This is a genomic window from Candidatus Aegiribacteria sp. (assembly GCA_021108435.1).
GTDB lineage: Bacteria > Fermentibacterota > Fermentibacteria > Fermentibacterales > JCC-6 > Aegiribacteria.
On sequence record JAIOQY010000176.1, the window covers coordinates 1 to 19714 of the forward strand.

Genomic DNA, 19714 nt, shown 5'->3' on the forward strand with positions numbered 1-19714 from the left:
GACCCTTCTTCAATGAACGGGCCATAGCCTACTTCCTCCTTTTTCCAGTGGGTCTGCGTCTTGTTATCAGACTGTCAGATGCTTTTTTCTTCCTTGTTCTTAAACCCTTTGAAAGCTGTCCCCATGGCGAGCATGGGTGCCTGCCGCCGCTCGATTTGCCTTCTCCACCACCCATTGGATGATCAACAGGATTCATAGCGACTCCTCTGACATGGGGTCTGCGACCCTTCCAGCGGCGGGCTCCTGCTTTCCCCGGTACAACCAGGAAATGTTCGGAATTACCAACAGTTCCGATGGTTGCCATACAGTTGACAGGGACCATTCGGGTTTCCCTTGAAGGCATTCTAAGAGTAGCATGTCTACCCTCTCGAGCCATCAGTTGAATGGAAACTCCTGCTGATCGCGCAAGCTGACCACCTTTACCGGGCTTGAGTTCAACATTGTGAATTGTTGAACCGAGTGGAATTCGGGAGAGTGGGAGATGATTCCCGTTCTCCGGTGGAGCATCCGGACCGGACGTAACAGTCTGTCCGACTACAAGCCCTTCCGGAGCGAGAATGTATCTCTTCTCTCCGTCTGAATAGACAACCAGCGCAATTCTCGCTGACCTGTTAGGATCATATTCCACTGACGCAATTCTTCCGGGAATACCGAACTTGTTTCTTTTGAAATCCATTATCCTGTATTGTTTCTTGTGGCCGCCGCCTCTGTGTCTTGCGGTGACTCTTCCCCGGTTGTTCCTCCCGGCTTTACTCTTAAGAGGTTCCATAAGGGTTTTCTCGCCATGATCAACGGTAATTTCATCAAATCCCGGGGAAACCTTGAATCTTGTTCCCGGAGTGTTCGGCTTCCATCTTTTCATGCTCATAGCTTACACCCCTTCAAAGAAGTCGATCGTATCGCCTTCAGCAAGGGTTACGATAGCCTTTTTCCATGAAGCTTTCCTGCCAACATTTCTTCCCAGTCGTTTCATCTTTCCCTGCATCTTCATAGTACGGATCTTCGTGACATGGACATCGAACAACTCCTCGATGGCTGCAGCGATCTGTCTTTTGGACGCCTGGGGAATCACTCGAAATGAGTACTGGTTGGAAATATCCCTGATAACGGTACTTTTCTCGGTTACGATCGGTCTTATGATCATCTGCCTTGCGTCCATTATATCAGCCTTTCTTTCAGCAGATCAACCGCTTCTTCAGAAAGGAGGACTATTTCTGAATTGACCAGGTCATGAATGGAGATACTTCGCGCAGGTCGGGTCGCAAGTTTCGGAATATTCCGGGAAGCCCTGAATAAGCCTTCATCATTGTCTCTAACCAGAATAACTGTACGTTTGTCTGAACATTCATGGTTATTAAGCATTTCTGCGATTTCACGGGTTTTCCCGCTTGACTCCAGATCCCTTACTATTCTGAGATTGCCTTCAGACAGTCTTTCACTCAGAATACCGGCAAGAGCCTTTTTTCTTACTTTCCGGTTTAATCTGATATTCCATTTTCTTGGTGACGGTCCGAATGTTACGCCGCCTCCGCGCCAGATAGGATTGGCTCTGGTGCCGGCTCGGGCATTCCCGGTGCCTTTCTGTCTCCATACTTTATGACCTGAAGACTTAACGTCACTCCTGCCAAGACAGGCAACCGTTCCCTGGCGGGAATTCAATGATTCCGCTCTGACAACTTCCCAGAGTATGTGAGTAGGAACATTCATTCCGAACAGCTCGTCAGGAAGATCAACCTTGTCGATTTCCTCGCCATTCATGTTATACACTCTTGCATCAGCCATAGTTATCTGTCACCTCCCGAACGTCTTTTCCGGATGAGCAGATAACTGTTCTTGGATCCGGGGACCGCGCCTTTGATAATAAGCAGGTTGCGCTCTTCATCAATCCGGACAACTTCCAGATTACGTACGGTTACTCTTGTACCGCCATCTCTCCCCGGCATCTTCTTGTTTTTCCAGACTCTTGACGGTGTGGCGCACTGCCCGATAGAACCCGGGACTCTCTGCGACTTGGTTCCATGTGTAGCATCTCCTGATGAGAATCCATGGCGCTTGACAACACCCTGAAAACCCTTTCCTTTTGTAATTCCTGTAACGTCTACTTTTTCTCCGGGAAGAAACATGGAAACTGTAAGGAAATCACCGGTTTTGACATCACCTTTCGGAACAGGAACTTCACGAAGTCTTGAAACAGGGGGAGCATCACTTTTACCAAGATGGCCAAGAAGAGGTTTGTTCAATCTTTTCTGCTTCTTCGATCTGTATCCAATCTGTAATGCCTCATAGCCGTCAGTTTCCAGGGTTTTGACCTGGGTAACCGGATTCGGCTGAGCCTCAAGCACAGTGACAGGGACTGCTCTACCGTCATCTTCAAAAATGCGAGTCATCCCTATCTTACGAGCCATAATTCCGCTCATAAATCACTTCCCATCGCTGAAGTCCCCTTGAAAGGCGGAGGGACAAGCGTTTCTGTCAAATCCGCTCACCGACAACCGCCATTGTCCGGTGCTGCGGCAGATCTCTTAATCCGGAAAACCGGATCAGTTAGAATAAGAACTGGTTTTTATACTTCGTTCATCTCTACATCCACACCTGCGGGTACATCCTGTGAGCGAAGCGCAGCTGCGGTTTCTTCATTAGGATCCTTTATTTCTATCAGCCTTGAGTGGATCCTCATCTCGAATTGCTCACGTGATTTTTTATTCACATGAGGGCTTCTCAGAACCGTAATGACCGACCTCTTAGTAGGGAGAGGAATCGGCCCCGAAACAGTAGCTCCTGTTTTCACAACTCCCCGTACTATAGCTGCCGCTGAGCGGTCAAGAAGCCTGTGATCGTATGCTCTGAGCTTGATCCTCAACCGGTTAGCCTTCAATACATTCTCCTGTCACCATTATCACCAGCCCATATGCAGGCTGGAAATGCCCATCTGCTCAAGTAGTTCTCGTGTGATGTTCTCTGCAATCAGCGCATAATCATAGAATTGCATTGAAAAACCAGCACGGCCCTGCGTTAGTGAACGCAGGGCGCTACTATAACCAAAAAGTTCCGCAAGGGGAACCCTTGCGTTAATTGACTGTACCTCTCCTCTGGGTTCCATGCTTTCAATACTGCCCCGCCGGGAATTGACATCACCTATCACTTCTCCAATACAGTTGGACGGGCATATGATATCAAGCCTCATAACCGGTTCCCTCAGAACAGGTTTACCGATTTTCAAACACTCCCGAAGGGCCATTGCCCCGGCATAGGAATATCCTGTTTCAGTGGAGTCCGTTGCATGGATCTCAGCTTCCAGAAGCTCAATTTTAACTCCATCCAGGGAGAAACCCGCCAGCGGGCCGGCACCGACCGACCCCATAACACCTCTTTTTATGGCATCCGCGAAATGCTCCGGAAGTTTATTATTATCCAGTGCATTAACGAATTCTATACCGGATTCTGCAGGTGATACTTTGAGCAAAGCATGTCCGAAATGCCCTCTGCCCTGAATGGATCTGCTGAATTCACCCGAACCGGTTGCCTCGCGTGAAATGCTTTCTCTGTATGAAACCTGGGGTTTCCCTGTTCTCACCGAAATTCCGTATTCTCGCTGAATTCTGTCGGCTATTACCTCCAGGTGAAGCTCACCCATTCCCTTGATCAAAGTCTGTCCGGATTCTTCATCAATACCTACCCTGAAACTTGGATCCTCACCTGAAAGTGATGAGAGGGCGTCATTGAGTTTTTTTTCATCAGAGGTGCTTATTGGTTCAATTGCCATTTGCATTACCGGATCTGGAAAAACGATGGATTCAAGAACAACAGGATTGGTTTGAAGCGTAAGCGTATCTCCTGTAACGACATCTTTTAATCCTGCTGCTGCTATATCACCAGCCTGAACACTGTCCAGATGATTTCTCTTGTTCGCATGCATTCTAACGAGTCTGGTAAGTCTCTCCTTCTTTCCGGTTCTGTTATTCAATACATGAGCACCATCTTTTATCATTCCGGAATAAACTCTCATGAATGCGAGTTTCCCAAGATGAAGGTCATTCTGAACCTTGAAAACCAGCGCTGTGAATGGAATATCGAGTCTGCGTTCAATCTCCGTATTGAATCCATCTCTTAAAAGCCCTGTCACCGAAGGTAACTCGGATGGAGATGGAAGCCAGTCTACTATAGCGTCCATGAGTTGCTGAATACCTATATTCTTCAGCGCAGCACCACAAAGGACAGGAACGAACATTCCGGAAATCGTACCGATTCGGATAAGTTTTCTGACATCCTCAGAACTCAGATCACCATTGAAGTATTTCTCCATGGCAGTCTCATCAAGCATTGCTGCTGTTTCCCAGAGAGTATCCCGCAACTCCTCATATTGAGCTCTGTACTCAACCGGAATCTCTTCAATGCTGAACCTGGCACCCTGTGATGTTTCATCAAAATAAACCGCATGGCCTTCGATGATATCGATTATTCCGGAAAAACCGGTCCCGCTGCCTATGGGAAGCATTACCGGTACCGGCTTCGCGCCCAGCATGTCTCGAATCATCTCAAGTACTCTTGAAAAATCCGCTCCCTGTCTATCCATTTTGTTAACGAAAGCAATCCTGGGAACATTGTACCTGTCAGCCTGATGCCAGACGGTTTCTGATTGAGGTTCAACGCCGCCTACAGCACAGAATATCGCAACTGCTCCATCCAGAACCCTCAGGCTTCTCTCAACCTCGGCTGTAAAATCCACATGACCGGGAGTATCAATCAGATTGATCTGGTGAGATTTCCATACGAATGTGGTTGCTGCGGATTGAATCGTGATGCCTCTCTCTTTTTCCTGGGGCATCCAATCCATTGCTGCGGTTCCATGATCGACATCACCGAGACGGTGTACTATTCCTGAATAGTACAATATCCGCTCGGTGGCAGTTGTCTTGCCGGCATCAATGTGTGCCATGATGCCTATATTCCGGATTCTGTCAGACAGGGATTTGCTCATGAGAGCATTCATCCTCCAGTTTAATCAAGTCGGAAGCAATCTGTCGCTGGAGGAACTAGGAAAGTGTGTACCTACCAGCGATAGTGAGCAAACGCCTTGTTGGCCTCCGCCATTCTGTGTGTATCTTCTTTTTTCTTCACGCTGCCGGCGTTCTCACCTTTAGCAGCATTCATAATTTCCACTGCAAGTTTCTCTGACAAGCCTTTACCGCTTCTGGCTTCTGCATACTGGATAATCCAGCGCATTGCAAGCGAGTCTTTTTCCTGAGGTTTAACTTCCATTGGAATCTGGTACGTTGATCCGCCAACCCTTCGGGATTTTACCTTGAGCTGGGGACGTACATTCCCCATGGCTCTGTTGAATACAGTAACTGCATCCTGTCCTGTCTTCTCCGTAATAATGTCCATTGCGTCATAGAAGATTCTTTCCGCTACTGATTTCTTTCCCTTTTGCATAAGCTTATTGATAAACTTGGCCATAAGCAGATTGCCATATTTCCTGTCAGGAACAGCTTCCCGCTTTTTTGGCCGTGAGCGTCTAGCCATTTAGTCCTCCTCGTCTGCACAGCAATAGTGCAGAACGCGTTTTACCTTGTTTTCCTGGTGCCATACTTGGAGCGACCCTGCATTCTTCCTTCAACACCTGAAGTATCTTCAACACCCCGGATAATATGGTATCTTACTCCGGGAAGATCCTTGACTCTGCCGCCTCTAATAAGTACAACAGAGTGTTCATTAAGATTGTGATCTATGCCGGGTATGTAGGCAGTTACTTCAAAACCGTTCCGCAGACGTACTCTGGCAACCTTCCGCAGAGCAGAATTCGGTTTCTTTGGTGTTGAGGTGTATACCCTGGTACAGATACCCCTTTTCTGGGGGCATCCGGTTAATGCAGGCGCCTTGGTCTTGGACACCTTTTTCTTGCGCCCTTTTCGCACAAGCTGATTAATTGTGGGCACTGCAGCTCCTTTCAGAAAGCTCTTTTCACCTTGCACCTACCCAGGCGCAAGAGGTCTAACTCTATAGATCGAAATCGGTTTCGTCAATGTCATGCTCTTCAATATCGGCAGTCATTGCCGGTTCAGGCAGTAAGTCACCGTCAGGAAGAGTGAGTCTGACACCACAATACTTCTTTATCCCAGTACCGGCAGGAATCAAATGTCCAACAATTACATTCTCCTTCAATCCGTGAAGGTAGTCTATCTTTCCCGCTGTTGCAGCATCTGCAAGAACACTGTTCGTCTCCTGGAAGGAAGCTGCCGAAAGAAAGCTGTCTGTTGCCAGGGATGCTTTTGTTATTCCAAGCAGAAGGACAGCAGATGTTGCCGGTTTTGCTCCCTCTGCCATCATCTTCATGTTCTCCCTCTGCAGAATCAGCCTGTCAATCTGTGCTCCCTCAAGGAATGTCGTGTCCCCGGGATCATCAATCCTTGCTTTTGCCAGCATCTGCCTCACAACAATACTGACATGTTTGTCGTTGATCTTCACACCCTGCAGGCGGTATACTTCCTGAATCTCATTCAGGAGATACTTCTCCGCTGCCTCTGTTCCCATGATTCTCAATATATCATGAGGTGATAGAGGTCCTTCGGTAAGACGATCTCCAGCCTTAACTCTGTCTCCCTCGTGTACTCTGATATGAACAGAAGCCTGTATCTTCACAGCGGATTCCTGACCCTGATCAGCCCTGATTGTTACGGTTCTGATCCCGGCTTTTATAGGACTCAGAGAAACTACACCATCGATCTCAGCGATGCTTGCGGCTTCTTTTGGTATCCGTGCTTCGAAGAGTTCATCCACTCTTGGAAGTCCTCCTGTGATATCACGCTGCTGGCCGAGTTTTCGCTCAATCCTGGCGATATGAACACCAAGTTTGATAAGGCTTCCATCATGAACTCGAAGATGTGCACCGCTGGGAATCGGGTATTTGCCTTTTACGGCTTCACCGATAAACTGCTCCACCGGATCTTTATCGTTCTTCGTTCGACCCCGCTGAGAAACATGACTCCTGGTTCCTCTTGAAGTAAAGTCGGAAATCACCATCATGTTGCTGTCAGTTATTATGTCCTGAATGCATTTGACCAGTTGCCTGGTACCCTGATGCCCTCTATCCAGCGATTGAATTACTACGATGAACGGATCCTTCTGACTGAGATCGGCAAGCGCTTCAGCAAATTTCTCTTCAAGCTGATCGTTTTTCCTCTTCGTCGTAGTCTCAAGAGCGACGGCGGCTTTTTTCAGGGCATTGATCTCCTTCCCGGCTTTCTTTCCAAGGGTCTTCTCAATCTCCCCCGCAGCGATGGTAAATGCAGCATACCTTCCAGTGCCAGCCTTTCTGCAATCGACTGAAATGACTGGAATTTTCTGTTCTTTCATTCGGTCGATGAATCCCTCTAAAAGGGTTTCAGTGCGGTACGAACTCACTTCGCTGTATGTGTAGATAATACGTCCGGAACCCTCTTTCATCTCCTTGACAAGCTCTCCAAGTGTGAAGAGTTCTTCATCCCGACGTCTTGGACGGCCGCTGAGAACAACCATCTGCTCAGGAAGTATGAAAATGTGGGGATGGAGGGTTTTACTTCTGTCCTCAACAATAACCATCTGTTTTCTCTGCTCACTGTCGATTTCTTCCTTGAGAGTAGTGTCTTCCTCTATATCAACGTAGTGAATACTACCATCCTGTTCGGCAACAATGGGAATTATGAACGGATCACTTTTACAGATAACACCATCCTTTTCAATCTTCTGACCGTCTTCTACTCTCATCTGTGAGCCGACAACAATATCGTAGGTGGACTGAACTTCTCCGGCACTGTCAAGAATATCCAGCTGAGTGTTACGGGTACTGACCATTGTCTTCTTGCCGCTTTCGTCGGTACTCGTCACAATACACGGATTTCTATAGCTGATTACACCAGAGTGTCTTGCGACTACTTCAGACGCTCTCGTTTCTCTTCCTGCAACACCACCTGTATGGAATGTACGAAGGGTAAGCTGTGTTCCGGGTTCTCCAATGCTCTGTGCGGCAATCACACCGACTGCCTCACCGATTGTGACCATTCTGTTTCTGGAAAGGTCCCAGCCGTAGCATTTCGCACATAAACCCCTGGATGCCTCGCAGGCCAGAACGCTTCTGATCCTGACAGATTCAACTCCCAGCTTATCTATTTCGGATGCAAGTTCAGCTGTGATTTCCTGACCGGCCTGACATACTACATCATCAGTTCCGGGCTGATAAATAGTCTCCGCTGCAACCCTTCCCAGGATTCTGTCACGAAGAGGTTCAATAACCTCTTCCCCTTCCTTCAGGGCGGTAATGGTCCTTCCCCGGATTGTTCCGCAATCCTCAATTGTTGTAATTACATCCTGACAGACATCAACAAGCCTTCGGGTAAGGTATCCTGCATCAGCAGTCTTAAGAGCGGTATCGGCAAGTCCCTTTCTTGATCCGTGAGTAGAGATCGAATACTCGATCACTGAGAGGCCTTCCTTCAATGAAGAAGTGATCGGGGTTTCGATCGTTTCTCCCAGCTCTCCTGTAAGTTTTTTCCTGGGCTTAGCCATCAGACCTCTCATACCTGAAAGCTGTTTCATCTGATCAACACTGCCTCGAGCACCGGAATTAGCCATCATGAATACAGGATTGAAACCGTGATTATCATGTTTGAGTCCTTCCATCATGGCGCTTTTCACTTCTTCAGTAGCCTTGGCCCAGTTGTCGATAACTCTGTTGTATCGCTCAGCTTCCGTCAGTTCTCCGCGTCTGGAACTCTTCTCTATTTCCTCAACCTCATGCGCAGCTTTATCAACTATGCTTTCTTTCTCGGACGGGATAAGCATATCGCACATCCCAACTGTAAGACCTGAGGAGGTAGCGTAATGAAATCCCAGTTCCTTAAGGTTATCAAGGAATATTGCCGTTATCACAGATCCGAGTTCATTGAAACATCGGCCTACCAGATCAGTTAAGCCTTTCTTGCTGAAAACCTTTTCATGAGTAATGTGCGCGTTGGACATGATATATCCAAGATCATCAGGTATTATTTCATTGAAGATAACCTGACCAACGGTAGTGTAGTCTTTCCAGAAAGGAGGAGTTATCGTTTCGTTCTTACCGTTCGTCTCCGTGATAATGTTGATACCCCTGATCTTAATCTTCGCATGAAGATCAACTTTTTTCGCATCGTATGCTCCTCTTACTTCATCAACTGACGTGAAGATCATACCCTCTCCCAAAGCGCCCGGCAGTGGTTTTGTCAGATAATAGCATCCTATGACCATATCGTGACTTGGTGTTGTCACAGGCTCGCCACTGGCGGGTCTGAGAATATTTCTGCTGCCAAGCATGAGAATTCTGGATTCAACCTGTGCTTCGGCTGACAATGGAACATGAACCGCCATCTGATCACCGTCGAAATCAGCGTTGAACGCGGTGCAGGCAAGAGGGTGAAGCTGAATTGCCTTACCTTCAACAAGCACAGGTTCAAATGCTTGAATTCCAAGCCTGTGAAGAGTTGGGGCGCGGTTCAGCAGGACAGGATGGTTCTCTATAACCTCTTCAAGAACAGGCCAGACTATATCCTCAGCATCTTCCCATCTCTTTGTGGCTTTTTTGACACTTTCATCGAGAAGTTCACTGATTCTTGCTACTACAAATGGTTTAAACAGCTCAAGAGCCATTGTCTTGGGCAGACCGCACTGATCCATTTTAAGGTCAGGTCCAACAACAATCACACTTCGACCTGAATAATCCACTCGTTTACCGAGAAGATTCTGACGAAACCTTCCACGCTTACCCTTTAAAAGATCGGAAAGAGACCTGAGCGGCCGCATCCCCGCGCCTTTGACCGGTTTGCGCCGCGAACTGTTATCAAGAACGGCATCGACCGCTTCCTGCAGCATCCTCTTTTCGTTCCGAAGTATGACGTCCGGGGCCTGGAGGTCGAGAAGTCGCTTCAGTCTGTTGTTTCTGTTTATCACCCTGCGGTAAAGATCGTTGAGATCACTCGAAGCAAATCTTCCTCCATCGAGAGGAACCAGTGGCCTTAAATCAGGTGGAAGTACCGGCAGTATCTTGAGAATCATCCATTCCGGCTTATTGTCATCGGCTGACAGCCTGAAGGATTCAACCTCTTTCAGTCTTTTTATGTTCTTCTTCCTGCGCGAGAAGGTTGTCTCGTTTGCTATGCTCGTTCGAAGATCTGTAGCCATTTCCTCAAGATCAAGATCAGCAAGCATAACTCTGATAGCTTCGGCTCCCATACCTACTTCAAAGACATCTCCGTACTCTTCCTTCGCTTTTCTGTATTCATCGTCGGTTAGTATCGTCCCCAATTTGAGGTCAGGATGATCAGATTTGGTAACGATGTGGGATTCGTAATAAATGACACGTTCAAGCTTCAAGTTCGTCACATTGAGCAGTTTTGAGACTTTCCGTGATTTGAAGAACCAGATATGCACCACTGGAACCGCAAGATCGATATGCCCCATTCGTTCTCTTCGAACTCTTGAATGAGTGACCTCAACACCGCATCTATCGCAGACTATTCCCTTGTTCCGGATTCTTTTGTACTTTCCGCAGCTGCATTCCCAGTCGCGGACAGGTCCGAATATTCTCTCGCAGAAAAGTCCCTCGGGTTCAGGTTTATAACTCCTGTAATTAATTGTTTCCGCCTGAGTTACTTCACCATGTGACCATTTTCTGATAGTCTCGGGAGAAGCAAGGCTGATTTTCATGCCCCCGAAGTCCGAGAGCAGAACCCTTGCGTCACGTCGGGATATATTCTCCAGCATGTCTACCCCTCCTCGTTTTCAGGAAGCAGTTCAACGTCAAGAGCCAGGCTTCTCATCTCGTTCTGAAGAACATTGAACGATTCGGGAGTAAGCGATTGTGGGATATTCTCCCCGTTTACCATCGCGCTGTAAGCTCGAGCCCTGCCGTCAACATCATCGGATTTTATTGTTAGCATCTCCTTCAAACAGTGTGCCGCACCATACGCTTCAAGCGCCCAGACTTCCATTTCCCCGAGTCTCTGGCCGCCATTCTGAGCCTTTCCTCCAAGTGGTTGCTGTGTCACCATGGCATATGGGCCTGTTGCTCTTGCATGAAGTTTGTCCTCGACCTGATGAGCAAGCTTCAGCATGTACATACAGCCAACGGTCACCCGCTGATCAAATGGTTCGCCTGTTCTGCCGTCGTACAGTGAGGTTTTGCCGTCTCTGTCAAAACCCGCTTCCTCAAGTGCGTCTTCTATTTCAGAATTCCTGGCAGAATCAAAGACAGGTGTATTTACATCATACCCCATTTTCTTTGCTGCCCATCCGAGGTTCGTTTCCATTATCTGTCCGATATTCATTCTGCTTGGCACACCCAGCGGATTAAGACAGATGTCTACCGGAGTCCCGTCCGGCAGATAGGGCATATCCTCCTGGGGAACGATTATGCTGACGACACCCTTGTTCCCGTGCCTTCCAGCCATCTTGTCACCAACCTGGAGTTTACGGCGTTTTGCCAGGTATACTTTAATTGTTTTTATGACTCCCGGCGGAAGGTCATCTCCGCGAAGAAGTTTCTCTTCCTCCGTTTCGAGTCCGCTCTCAAGCCTTCTCTGCTCGCTGTCAGCGTTCCTCAGAATCTGTCTGGTTTCATCGTCAATTTTCAGATCTTCTACAAGCTGCTGGCTCCAGTCGATATCGACATAATTCGCTTTTTTCAGGAATGCGGCTGTAAGTTTCCTGCCTGAAGGGACCATCACTTCTCCGGTAAGCTTGTCAACAAGACTTACTGCCTTCTGGCCAAGCAGGATATCTCTGAGAAGTCTGTCTCGTTCTTCGGTGAGTCTTTTTTCATCTTCAGCATATTCCACGCGGAGTCTGTCGCGCTTATCATCGATCTCCCTGCGGGTTCTTTCAGTTCTGTCTTTTCTTGAGAAAACCTTGACATCGATTACAACGCCATCCATCCCTGTAGGAGCCCGAAGCGAAGCGTCTTTCACATCTCCGGCCTTCTGACCGAATATCGCTCTGATCAACCTTTCAGATGGAGACAGATCCTGCTCTCCCTTTGGAGTTATCTTCCCAACGAGGATATCTCTTTCTCTCACTCTGGAGCCGATTTTAATAATTCCATCTTCATCCAGATTCCTGATTTCAAATGGATTATCAACGCTTGGAAGCCCTCTTGTCAGTTCTTCGGGACCAAGTTTTGTCTCCCTGAACTGGGTTTCCATCTCGACGACATGAATGGAAGTAAATACATCATTCCTGACAAGACGTTCGCTCACAACAATAGCATCTTCAAAATTGTATCCGTTCCAGGGCATAAATGCAACTGTTGTGTTTACTCCCAGTGCAAGCATTCCGTTATCAGTAGCCATTCCATCAGCCAGGACATCACCTTTTCTGACTTTATCGCCAACATTTACAAGCGGTCTCTGGTTGAAACAGGTATCCTGGTTGGTTCTGGCAAATTTCCTCAGTTGATATGTATCAAACCGATTGAAGTCGTATACTTCACAGTCTGCCTTGATAACGATATGCGTTGCGTCTACTTCTTCTATTGTTCCACTCCTCCGTGCGGTAGTGAGTACCCCGGAGTCAAGGGCTGCCCTTGTCTCCATGCCCGTTCCGACAATGGGAACCTGCGGGTGCAGAAGAGGAACAGCCTGACGCTGCATATTCGATCCCATCAGAGCTCTGTTCGCATCATCATGTTCAAGGAAGGGAATCAGGGCTGCTGATATTCCAACCAGCTGTCTCGGACTGACATCGATAAATTCAACTTCCTCGGGGGTTACCATCGGGAAGGTCCCTGCCCTTCTTGATCGAACCAGATTCCCGGTAAGATTACCCTCGGAATCAATGGGCGCATCCGCTTCAGCAATTGTAGTTCTGTCTTCTCTGTCAGCGGACAGATAGACGACCTCATCCGTTATTCTACCATTAATCACTCGACGGTACGGCGTTTCAAGGAAACCGAATCTGTTAATTGTCGCGAATACGGCTAATGTAGTGATCAGTCCGATATTCGGTCCTTCCGGTGTTTCAACAGGACACATACGACCATAATGAGTATGATGAACATCTCTTACGTCGAATCCGGCTCTTTCCCTCGTAAGGCCTCCCTGGCCCAGCGCACTTGTTCTCCGTTTATGAGTAAGCTCTGCAAGTGGATTCGTCTGTTCCATGAACTGTGAAAGCTGACTGGAACCGAAAAAAGTATTAATCACGCTTGATAGTGTTCTGGAATTCACCAGATCATGCGGGGTCAGTTTCTCACGATCCTGATGCCCCATTCTGTCTCTTATGGTTCTTGCCATTCTGCTGAGACCCTTTGAGAATTCCTGCCCGAGCAGTTCCCCGACGGTGCGAACACGTCTGTTGCCGAGGTGGTCGATGTCATCAGAGGTATTTCTTCCCTCTCTGAGTCTGATCAGATTCTCTACAATGGCTACAAGATCCGGCACAGTCAGAGTAAGCTTCTCCATTGAAGTGGATATATTCAGCCTTTCGTTAAGCTTGTACCTTCCAACTTCGCTGAGACTGTACCTCTTGGAATCAAAAAACATCGATCTTAGATAGCTCCTGGCATGATCAAGATTTGGAGCCTCGGTACCTCGAAGAGCTTCATAGATCCACATTGTGGCTGAGTCTTCGTTTTTCTCAATTCCTGCTCCAAGACTTGTTGACTCCTTGGCGAGGGTTTTCCTGATTCCATCAAAGTCGTTTGCTTCCATTCTCGTAGAAAGGAAATAAACATCTTCTATTCCGTGTTCAACAAGTTTCTCAATTTTTTCAATACTCTCAACAGGCTCATCACATCTAACAAGCAGCTCACCTGTCTCGGAATCCACAATGTCCTCAGCAAAAGACTTCAGAACAAGCTCGATTGCTTTGGAGCGGCTCTTCAGAGCATCTTTCAGATTCCTCTTAACCCTGGGATAAAAACTTGCGAGAATGTCCTCGTCTGATCCGAGTCCAAGAGCACGCAGCAGCATAGTAACGGGAATCCTTTTGGGGCGCCTGTCGATGTTAGCATAGATTATGTCATTATGATCAAGCTTGAGGTCAAGCCAGGAACCCCTCTGCGGGATAACTCTGGATTTGTATATGCGGTTACCCCGCTGCATTGTTGTTTCCTCAAAGAACACACCCGGGCTCCGATGCAGCTGATTCACAATGACACGTTCAGCTCCGTTGATTACGAAAGAACTGGTTGCAGTCATAAGTGGAAGCTCACCCAGAAATACTGACTGATCGATTATCCTGGATACTTTCCAGGAATCGGAAGAAGACTTGGAGTCAGCGATGTCCACACCTGTCCGGAAAACCAGCCTGAGCATCGTAGTAAGAGGTGCAGAATAGCTCAGACCTTTGTCCATGGCTTCCTGAACGCTGTATTTAGGTCTGCCCAGTTCGTACGACACATATTCCAGTGAAAATTCGCGATTGCTGCTTTCAATGGGAAATGTATCCTGAAAAATCTTATGCAGACCCTGTGGAAGACGTTCATCCGGTGGAACATCATCCTGCAGAAATCTGCTGAACGACTCTCTCTGAATTTTCAGAAGATCCGGCATTTCAATAACCGGCTGCACTCCTGAATAATTTCTTACAGGTCTATTTACCCTCACCTGATCACTCCTCACGCTTGTTAGGAAGTGAAATGACGAAAAAACAATTTCTATTCAGCACGATGCAGGCGGCGGGAGAAGATAAAATCTTCTTCCGCCGCTTATAAAGATTGATGTTACTGGAGCTTGACAGTCGCACCGGCCTCTTCAAGCTGCTTCCTGAGAACCTCTGCTTCGTCTTTGTCCACATTCTCACGAAGCTTCGATGGAACGTTGTCCACAAGCTCCTTCGCATCCTTGAGATTAAGCTCAAGAACATCTTTGATAATCTTGATGACAGGAATCTTCTTTGAGCCGAAGTCCTCAAGAATAACGTCAAACTCGGTCTTTTCATCTGTTACTCCGGCTCCTCCGGCGGGAGCTGCGGCTGCTGCGGCTACGGGTGCTGCAGCTGAGACACCAAATTTATCCTCCATCTCCTTTACGAGCTCCGAAAGCTCCAGAACAGTCATTTCAGAAATGGCCTTGATAATATCAGCCTTCTTGACATCACTCATCTTTTCTCCTCCATTTACAACGGCACCCGATCAGGTCCCGTCTGAACCTTTCTTAATTTTCCCTGCTATCCTTAATCGCGATAACGGTGTAGAATAATTTGCGGATTATTCCACTGCTGACAGATACGAATCCCTGCAACGGCGAGTTGATGGATCCAAGCATTTTGGCCAGGAGTTCATCTCTGGAGGGAATTTCGGCCAGTTCCATCATTTTCGCAACTTCATAAGTCTCACCGGATACGAATCCTCCCTTTACCTGAGGAAGCCCCTTGTGATTCTTTGCGAAGTTCCTTAATATCTTTATTGGAAGTACCTCATCAGCGGAGTATGCCAATGCAGTCGGTCCCTCCATCATTTCAAACACACCTTCATTCTCATCGATCTCGATCAGATTGAATGCTTTCTTCAGAAGTGTGTTTTTCACGATAGTGAAGTTAACATTGTTTTCACGCATATGTGCTCTAAGCTCGGTCATATCCTCAACTTTAATTCCTGTGAAATCAGCGAAGACAATTGAACCTGCCCCGTCAAGACCCTCGACCAGGGAGGCTACGACCTTTTCCTTTAGCTCTCTGGAAATAGCCATTATATCATCACCGCCTATCGAATAAGGGTTTTAAGATCGCTGACATCGATCTTAATACCCGGTCCCATCGTGGAAGAGATCGAAACATTTTTCATGTATCGTCCTTTCACTGCCGATGGTCTTAGTTGAGAGACCTTCTCGAAAAATGACAATGCGTTCTCAGCGAGAGCCTTTTCCTCAAAGCTGGCTTTGCCTATGGGAACATGGAGATTCCCTGTTTTGTCTACCCTGAAACTGATTTTGCCTGCTTTGGCTTCCTGCACTGCTTTTGCTACATCCGCAGTGATTGTTCCAGTTTTGGGATTAGGCATAAGCCCTCTGGGTCCGAGAACCCGTCCGAGCTTTCCGACTATTCTCATCATGTCGGGGCTGGCTATCACAACATCGAAATCAAGCCATCCTTCCAGAATCTTTGAGGCAATATCCTCATCACCAACGAAGTCTGCTCCGGCTTCCTTCGCTTCGTCTGCTTTTTCTCCAGTTGTAAAGACAACAACCCTGACGTTTTTGCCTGTACCATTCGGTAGAATGCAGGTTCCACGCACCATCTGATCAGCATGTTTTGGGTTCACATTGAGGCAGATAGCCATTTCGACTGTTTCGTCAAAACCCGCTGACGCGAGTTTCTTAACGAACATGCAGCTTTCCTCAAGCGAATAAAGCTTCTGTGAATCGATGGTTTCTTTTGCCTGGCGGAATCTTTTACTCATTATTGCCATATCAATCCACCACCACAAGACCAATACTCCGCGCAGTGCCTGCGATCATCGATATCGCGGCATCCTCTGAAGCGGCATTCAGGTCTTTCTCCTTTATTTTCGCGATCTCGCGGCATTGCTTCACAGTAACAGTGCCGACTTTTTCCCTGTTGGACTCCGGAGAGCCCTTTGCAAGCCCTGCTGCTCTTTTAAGCAACACGGCTGCTGGTGGGGATTTCAGAATAAAGGTAAAGCTCCTATCTTTAAAGATACTGATGACCGCAGGAATAATAAGTCCTTCGCTCCCCCGGGTTCGAGCATTGAAGTCCTTACAGAAACCGGCAAGATTAATCCCGTACTGTCCCAGCGCGGGACCGACAGGTGGAGCCGGTGTTGCCTGCCCTGCGGGCAGTTGAAGCTTCACCACACCCAAGATCTTCTTGGCCATGGGAACTCCTTCCTTCGCCGTCGCTACCTCCCCATACTGGTAGTGATGGCTTGGTTACAGAGACGGACCAATTCCGTCTCAAGAACTGTCCGGTTAAATTCTCAGACCGGACGTACCTGTGAGAAATCTATCTCCACTGGAGCCTTACGACCGAAGATCGTAAAGATCACTCTCACACGGCCACGTTCGGGATTGATGGATTCCACAACCCCGGTAAAATTATTAAATGGGCCTTCGGTCACTCTGACTGTCTGTCCAACAGAATAGGGTACTCTTATAACTCTTGCCCTGTCTGAACCTTCAGCCTGACCTTTCAGACGACTGATTTCCTCATTCGAAAGAGGCTGTGGATAGCCCTGATTCATTGGAGGAAAACCACTGACATTGCTCATAGCTCGAATGTCCATGATCATTTCCGGATTCAGCTCAAGCTGAACGAAGACATAGCCTGGATAAAGTTTCTTCTGTCTTGTGGATTTACTTCCCCTGCGGGTGCTCGAAACCTCCTGGGTGGGTATGAGTACCTCTCCAACCTTATCAGGATATTTACGGCTCAGTTGAATGTCCAGAAATCTCTTTACCCTCTTTTCGTATCCTGAGAAAGAATGGACAACGTACCATGAAAAGTTGTCATTGCTCTTCTCATCAGTCTGGTCTTCTTCCAGTTCTGGTGTTTCCTGTCCGCTGGTCTCTTCTTCAGTCATTATTTTTTCCTTTAGCTGCAGCTGTCAGCCGCAATCCAGAAGCCTGCCGACAATGTACATTGCCGGATACACTCCTAGTGAATCAGTCTAATAAGCCCGTTTACCAGGATGGCGGAGGCCTGATCGGCAGCAAAAATCCATACGGAAGTTATCGCCACCGCAATAATTACAACCCAGGTTGACGCGATAACCTCATCTTTTGTCGGCCAGGCTACTTTGATCAGCTCTGCTTTAACTTCGCCAAGAAACCTGAAAGCACCTTTTACCAAACGCACGATCAGGTTGCCTTCACTGGATTTACTTTTTGCCATACTAAGTCCTCTTTGTCCTCTTTTTCCTCAAGAATCTGGTTCGGGCTGACTATCTGGCAGGGCCGGAAGGACTTGAACCCTCAACCGCCGGATTTGGAGACCGGTGCACTACCAATTGTGCTACGGCCCTGCAGATTCTTAGCATAAATAATTCAATTCCCTGCAAGAATCCTGAATCAGCTCAACGGGAGATCCTTCCAGAATTCTCCAGAAAATCTATTTCGTTTCCCGGTGAAGAGTATGCTTACTGCAGAACCTGCAGTACTTCTTAAGTTCCATTCTGTCGGGATTTGTTCGTCGATTCTTTGTTGAAGTGTAATTTCGACGTCTGCATTCCTGACAGGCAAGTGTCACTATTACCCTCACAGTTAACCAGCCTACTCCCCGATTCTGTCAACCACTCCGTGCCCGACGGTACGTCCACCTTCACGGATGGCGAAGCGGAGACCTTCTTCCATGGCAATGGGAGTGATAAGTGTTATTTTTACTCCATCAATATTATCTCCGGGAAGAGCCATTTCGCGACCTTCAGGGAGTTCAATCTCTCCGGTTACATCGGTTGTACGGAAGTAGAACTGTGGACGATATCCGGTTACGAAATGCTTCTTCCTTCCGCCTTCCTTCGTGCTGAGGATAATGATATTAGCGAAGAATTCAGTATGAGGTGTAACAGAACCCGGTTTTGCAAGCACCATTCCTCGCTCGAGCTGATCCTTCTTGATTCCACGAAGAAGAAGCCCGACGTTATCTCCAGCCTGACCCTCATCAAGGATTTTCCTGAACATCTCAACACCCGTGCAGGTTGTTTCGATTGTCTCGTGAATACCAACACGTTCAACCTTATCGCCAGTGTGGATGATTCCACGCTCTATACGGCCGGTTCCAACGGTACCACGACCTTCAATTGAGAACACGTCCTCAACCGGCATAAGGAAAGGCTTTTCAGTATCACGCTCCGGCGTGGGAATCCATGTATCTACTGCTTCCATAAGCTCATAGACACATTTTGCTTCTGCATCATCCGGCAGGCCGCTTGAGTTGAGAGCCTTCAGTGCGCTTCCTCTTATAATAGGTGATTCAGTATCAAATCCGTACTTCTCAAGGAGTTCGCCGACTTCCATTTCAATAAATTCCAGAAGTTCGTCGTCGTCAACCATATCAACTTTGTTAAGAAATACGACCATTCTTGGAACATTAACCTGACGAGCAAGAAGAACATGCTCTTTTGTCTGTTCCATAACACCATCGTTTGCAGCTATAACAAGAACTGCACCATCCATCTGAGCAGCACCGGTAATCATGTTCTTGATGTAGTCAGCATGACCTGGGCAGTCTACGTGAGCGTAATGTCTATTCGCAGTTTCGTATTCCTGGTGAGAAGTAGCAATGGTGATACCACGTTTCTTCTCCTCGGGAGCGTTGTCGATCATGTCAAATTCTACATAACTGACATTATCAAACTGTGTTGCAAGACATTTAGTTATCGCGGCAGTCAGCGTGGTTTTGCCGTGGTCAATATGACCGATTGTGCCAACATTAACGTGAGGTTTAGTCCTTTCAAACTTCTCCTTAGCCATGATTTCTCCTTTTCTTTCTCATCCTTCGTTCCCTGGATAATCTGCTGAATTCCTGTTCTCTATTCAGCTGCTTTTTCTACTACTAATACCAATATGGAGCCCACGAGCGGGATTGAACCGCTGACCTCGTCCTTACCAAGGACGCGCTCTACCGACTGAGCTACGTGGGCTCGGCAGCATCCAGACGGATATTCCCGCATAATTCCTTATTCACTCCCCAGCTTCATGTCTGGAGCGGGAGACGGGGGTCGAACCCGCGACCCTCAGCTTGGAAGGCTGATGCT

At 47.6% G+C, this 19714-nt stretch carries 18 protein-coding genes and 2 tRNA genes; all 20 read right to left on the minus strand.

Annotated features, from left to right (window positions below):
• Nucleotides 1-28 precede the first annotated feature (28 nt).
• Nucleotides 29-868, minus strand: a complete 840-nt coding sequence (gene rplB, locus K8R76_09940; protein ID MCD4848503.1) for a 50S ribosomal protein L2 — start codon at nt 866-868, stop codon at nt 29-31.
• Nucleotides 869-871: 3 nt separating this feature from the next.
• On the minus strand, nt 872-1159 hold the full coding sequence (locus K8R76_09945) for a 50S ribosomal protein L23 (protein ID MCD4848504.1): 288 nt from the start codon (nt 1157-1159) through the stop codon (nt 872-874).
• Nucleotides 1159-1782, minus strand: coding sequence for a 50S ribosomal protein L4 (gene rplD / locus K8R76_09950; protein MCD4848505.1), 624 nt, complete (start codon nt 1780-1782; stop codon nt 1159-1161). The genes K8R76_09945 and rplD overlap by 1 nt, the downstream gene beginning before the upstream one ends.
• Before the next feature lie 2 nt (nt 1783-1784).
• The gene (rplC, locus tag K8R76_09955; GenBank protein MCD4848506.1) at nt 1785-2417 is read right to left on the minus strand and encodes a 50S ribosomal protein L3; all 633 of its coding nucleotides are present in this window, start codon (nt 2415-2417) and stop codon (nt 1785-1787) included.
• Nucleotides 2418-2563: 146 nt separating this feature from the next.
• Nucleotides 2564-2875 carry a 30S ribosomal protein S10 gene (gene rpsJ, locus K8R76_09960; protein ID MCD4848507.1) on the minus strand — a complete coding sequence of 104 codons (312 nt, stop codon included), beginning with the start codon at nt 2873-2875 and terminating at the stop codon, nt 2564-2566.
• A 21-nt stretch (nt 2876-2896) separates the two neighbouring features.
• Complete coding sequence (gene fusA / locus K8R76_09965; protein ID MCD4848508.1) at nt 2897-4978, minus strand: elongation factor G; 2082 nt, start codon at nt 4976-4978, stop codon at nt 2897-2899.
• 71 nt (nt 4979-5049) lie between these two features.
• Nucleotides 5050-5523, minus strand: coding sequence for a 30S ribosomal protein S7 (rpsG, locus tag K8R76_09970; GenBank protein MCD4848509.1), 474 nt, complete (start codon nt 5521-5523; stop codon nt 5050-5052).
• Nucleotides 5524-5564: 41 nt separating this feature from the next.
• Nucleotides 5565-5936: a 30S ribosomal protein S12 gene (gene rpsL / locus K8R76_09975; GenBank protein MCD4848510.1), complete on the minus strand. Its 372-nt coding sequence runs from the start codon at nt 5934-5936 to the stop codon at nt 5565-5567.
• A gap of 61 nt (nt 5937-5997) precedes the next feature.
• Complete coding sequence (gene rpoC / locus K8R76_09980) at nt 5998-10770, minus strand: DNA-directed RNA polymerase subunit beta' (GenBank protein ID MCD4848511.1); 4773 nt, start codon at nt 10768-10770, stop codon at nt 5998-6000.
• A gap of 2 nt (nt 10771-10772) precedes the next feature.
• On the minus strand, nt 10773-14555 hold the full coding sequence (gene rpoB / locus K8R76_09985; GenBank protein MCD4848512.1) for a DNA-directed RNA polymerase subunit beta: 3783 nt from the start codon (nt 14553-14555) through the stop codon (nt 10773-10775).
• A gap of 170 nt (nt 14556-14725) precedes the next feature.
• Nucleotides 14726-15106: a 50S ribosomal protein L7/L12 gene (gene rplL / locus K8R76_09990; GenBank protein MCD4848513.1), complete on the minus strand. Its 381-nt coding sequence runs from the start codon at nt 15104-15106 to the stop codon at nt 14726-14728.
• A gap of 52 nt (nt 15107-15158) precedes the next feature.
• Nucleotides 15159-15692, minus strand: a complete 534-nt coding sequence (gene rplJ / locus K8R76_09995) for a 50S ribosomal protein L10 (protein MCD4848514.1) — start codon at nt 15690-15692, stop codon at nt 15159-15161.
• A 14-nt stretch (nt 15693-15706) separates the two neighbouring features.
• A complete protein-coding gene (rplA, locus tag K8R76_10000) occupies nt 15707-16411 on the minus strand; it encodes a 50S ribosomal protein L1 (GenBank protein MCD4848515.1) in 705 nt (234 codons plus the stop codon).
• Nucleotide 16412: 1 nt separating this feature from the next.
• Nucleotides 16413-16838: a 50S ribosomal protein L11 gene (rplK, locus tag K8R76_10005; GenBank protein MCD4848516.1), complete on the minus strand. Its 426-nt coding sequence runs from the start codon at nt 16836-16838 to the stop codon at nt 16413-16415.
• Nucleotides 16839-16939: 101 nt separating this feature from the next.
• A complete protein-coding gene (gene nusG, locus K8R76_10010; protein ID MCD4848517.1) occupies nt 16940-17542 on the minus strand; it encodes a transcription termination/antitermination protein NusG in 603 nt (200 codons plus the stop codon).
• Between the two features lie 74 nt (nt 17543-17616).
• Nucleotides 17617-17853: a preprotein translocase subunit SecE gene (gene secE / locus K8R76_10015; protein ID MCD4848518.1), complete on the minus strand. Its 237-nt coding sequence runs from the start codon at nt 17851-17853 to the stop codon at nt 17617-17619.
• A gap of 54 nt (nt 17854-17907) precedes the next feature.
• Nucleotides 17908-17983 (minus strand) — tRNA-Trp (locus tag K8R76_10020).
• Between the two features lie 86 nt (nt 17984-18069).
• Complete coding sequence (gene rpmG / locus K8R76_10025; protein ID MCD4848519.1) at nt 18070-18219, minus strand: 50S ribosomal protein L33; 150 nt, start codon at nt 18217-18219, stop codon at nt 18070-18072.
• Nucleotides 18220-18230: 11 nt separating this feature from the next.
• Nucleotides 18231-19430 carry an elongation factor Tu gene (gene tuf, locus K8R76_10030; protein ID MCD4848520.1) on the minus strand — a complete coding sequence of 400 codons (1200 nt, stop codon included), beginning with the start codon at nt 19428-19430 and terminating at the stop codon, nt 18231-18233.
• A 94-nt stretch (nt 19431-19524) separates the two neighbouring features.
• Nucleotides 19525-19600 (minus strand) — tRNA-Thr (locus tag K8R76_10035).
• Nucleotides 19601-19714 lie beyond the last annotated feature (114 nt).

Bases quoted from the DNA above. Each gene is read 5' to 3' on its own strand.
- rplB (MCD4848503.1), bottom strand. From the start codon at position 868: ATGAGCATGAAAAGATGGAAGCCGAACACTCCGGGAACAAGATTCAAG.
- K8R76_09945 (MCD4848504.1), bottom strand. From the start codon at position 1,159: ATGGACGCAAGGCAGATGATCATAAGACCGATCGTAACCGAGAAAAGT.
- rplD (MCD4848505.1), bottom strand. From the start codon at position 1,782: ATGGCTGATGCAAGAGTGTATAACATGAATGGCGAGGAAATCGACAAG.
- rplC (MCD4848506.1), bottom strand. From the start codon at position 2,417: ATGAGCGGAATTATGGCTCGTAAGATAGGGATGACTCGCATTTTTGAA.
- fusA (MCD4848508.1), bottom strand. From the start codon at position 4,978: ATGAGCAAATCCCTGTCTGACAGAATCCGGAATATAGGCATCATGGCA.
- rpsG (MCD4848509.1), bottom strand. From the start codon at position 5,523: ATGGCTAGACGCTCACGGCCAAAAAAGCGGGAAGCTGTTCCTGACAGG.
- rpoC (MCD4848511.1), bottom strand. From the start codon at position 10,770: ATGCTGGAGAATATATCCCGACGTGACGCAAGGGTTCTGCTCTCGGAC.
- rpoB (MCD4848512.1), bottom strand. From the start codon at position 14,555: ATGCCGGATCTTCTGAAAATTCAGAGAGAGTCGTTCAGCAGATTTCTG.
- rplL (MCD4848513.1), bottom strand. From the start codon at position 15,106: ATGAGTGATGTCAAGAAGGCTGATATTATCAAGGCCATTTCTGAAATG.
- rplJ (MCD4848514.1), bottom strand. From the start codon at position 15,692: ATGGCTATTTCCAGAGAGCTAAAGGAAAAGGTCGTAGCCTCCCTGGTC.
- rplA (MCD4848515.1), bottom strand. From the start codon at position 16,411: ATGGCAATAATGAGTAAAAGATTCCGCCAGGCAAAAGAAACCATCGAT.
- rplK (MCD4848516.1), bottom strand. From the start codon at position 16,838: ATGGCCAAGAAGATCTTGGGTGTGGTGAAGCTTCAACTGCCCGCAGGG.
- nusG (MCD4848517.1), bottom strand. From the start codon at position 17,542: ATGACTGAAGAAGAGACCAGCGGACAGGAAACACCAGAACTGGAAGAA.
- secE (MCD4848518.1), bottom strand. From the start codon at position 17,853: ATGGCAAAAAGTAAATCCAGTGAAGGCAACCTGATCGTGCGTTTGGTA.
- tuf (MCD4848520.1), bottom strand. From the start codon at position 19,430: ATGGCTAAGGAGAAGTTTGAAAGGACTAAACCTCACGTTAATGTTGGC.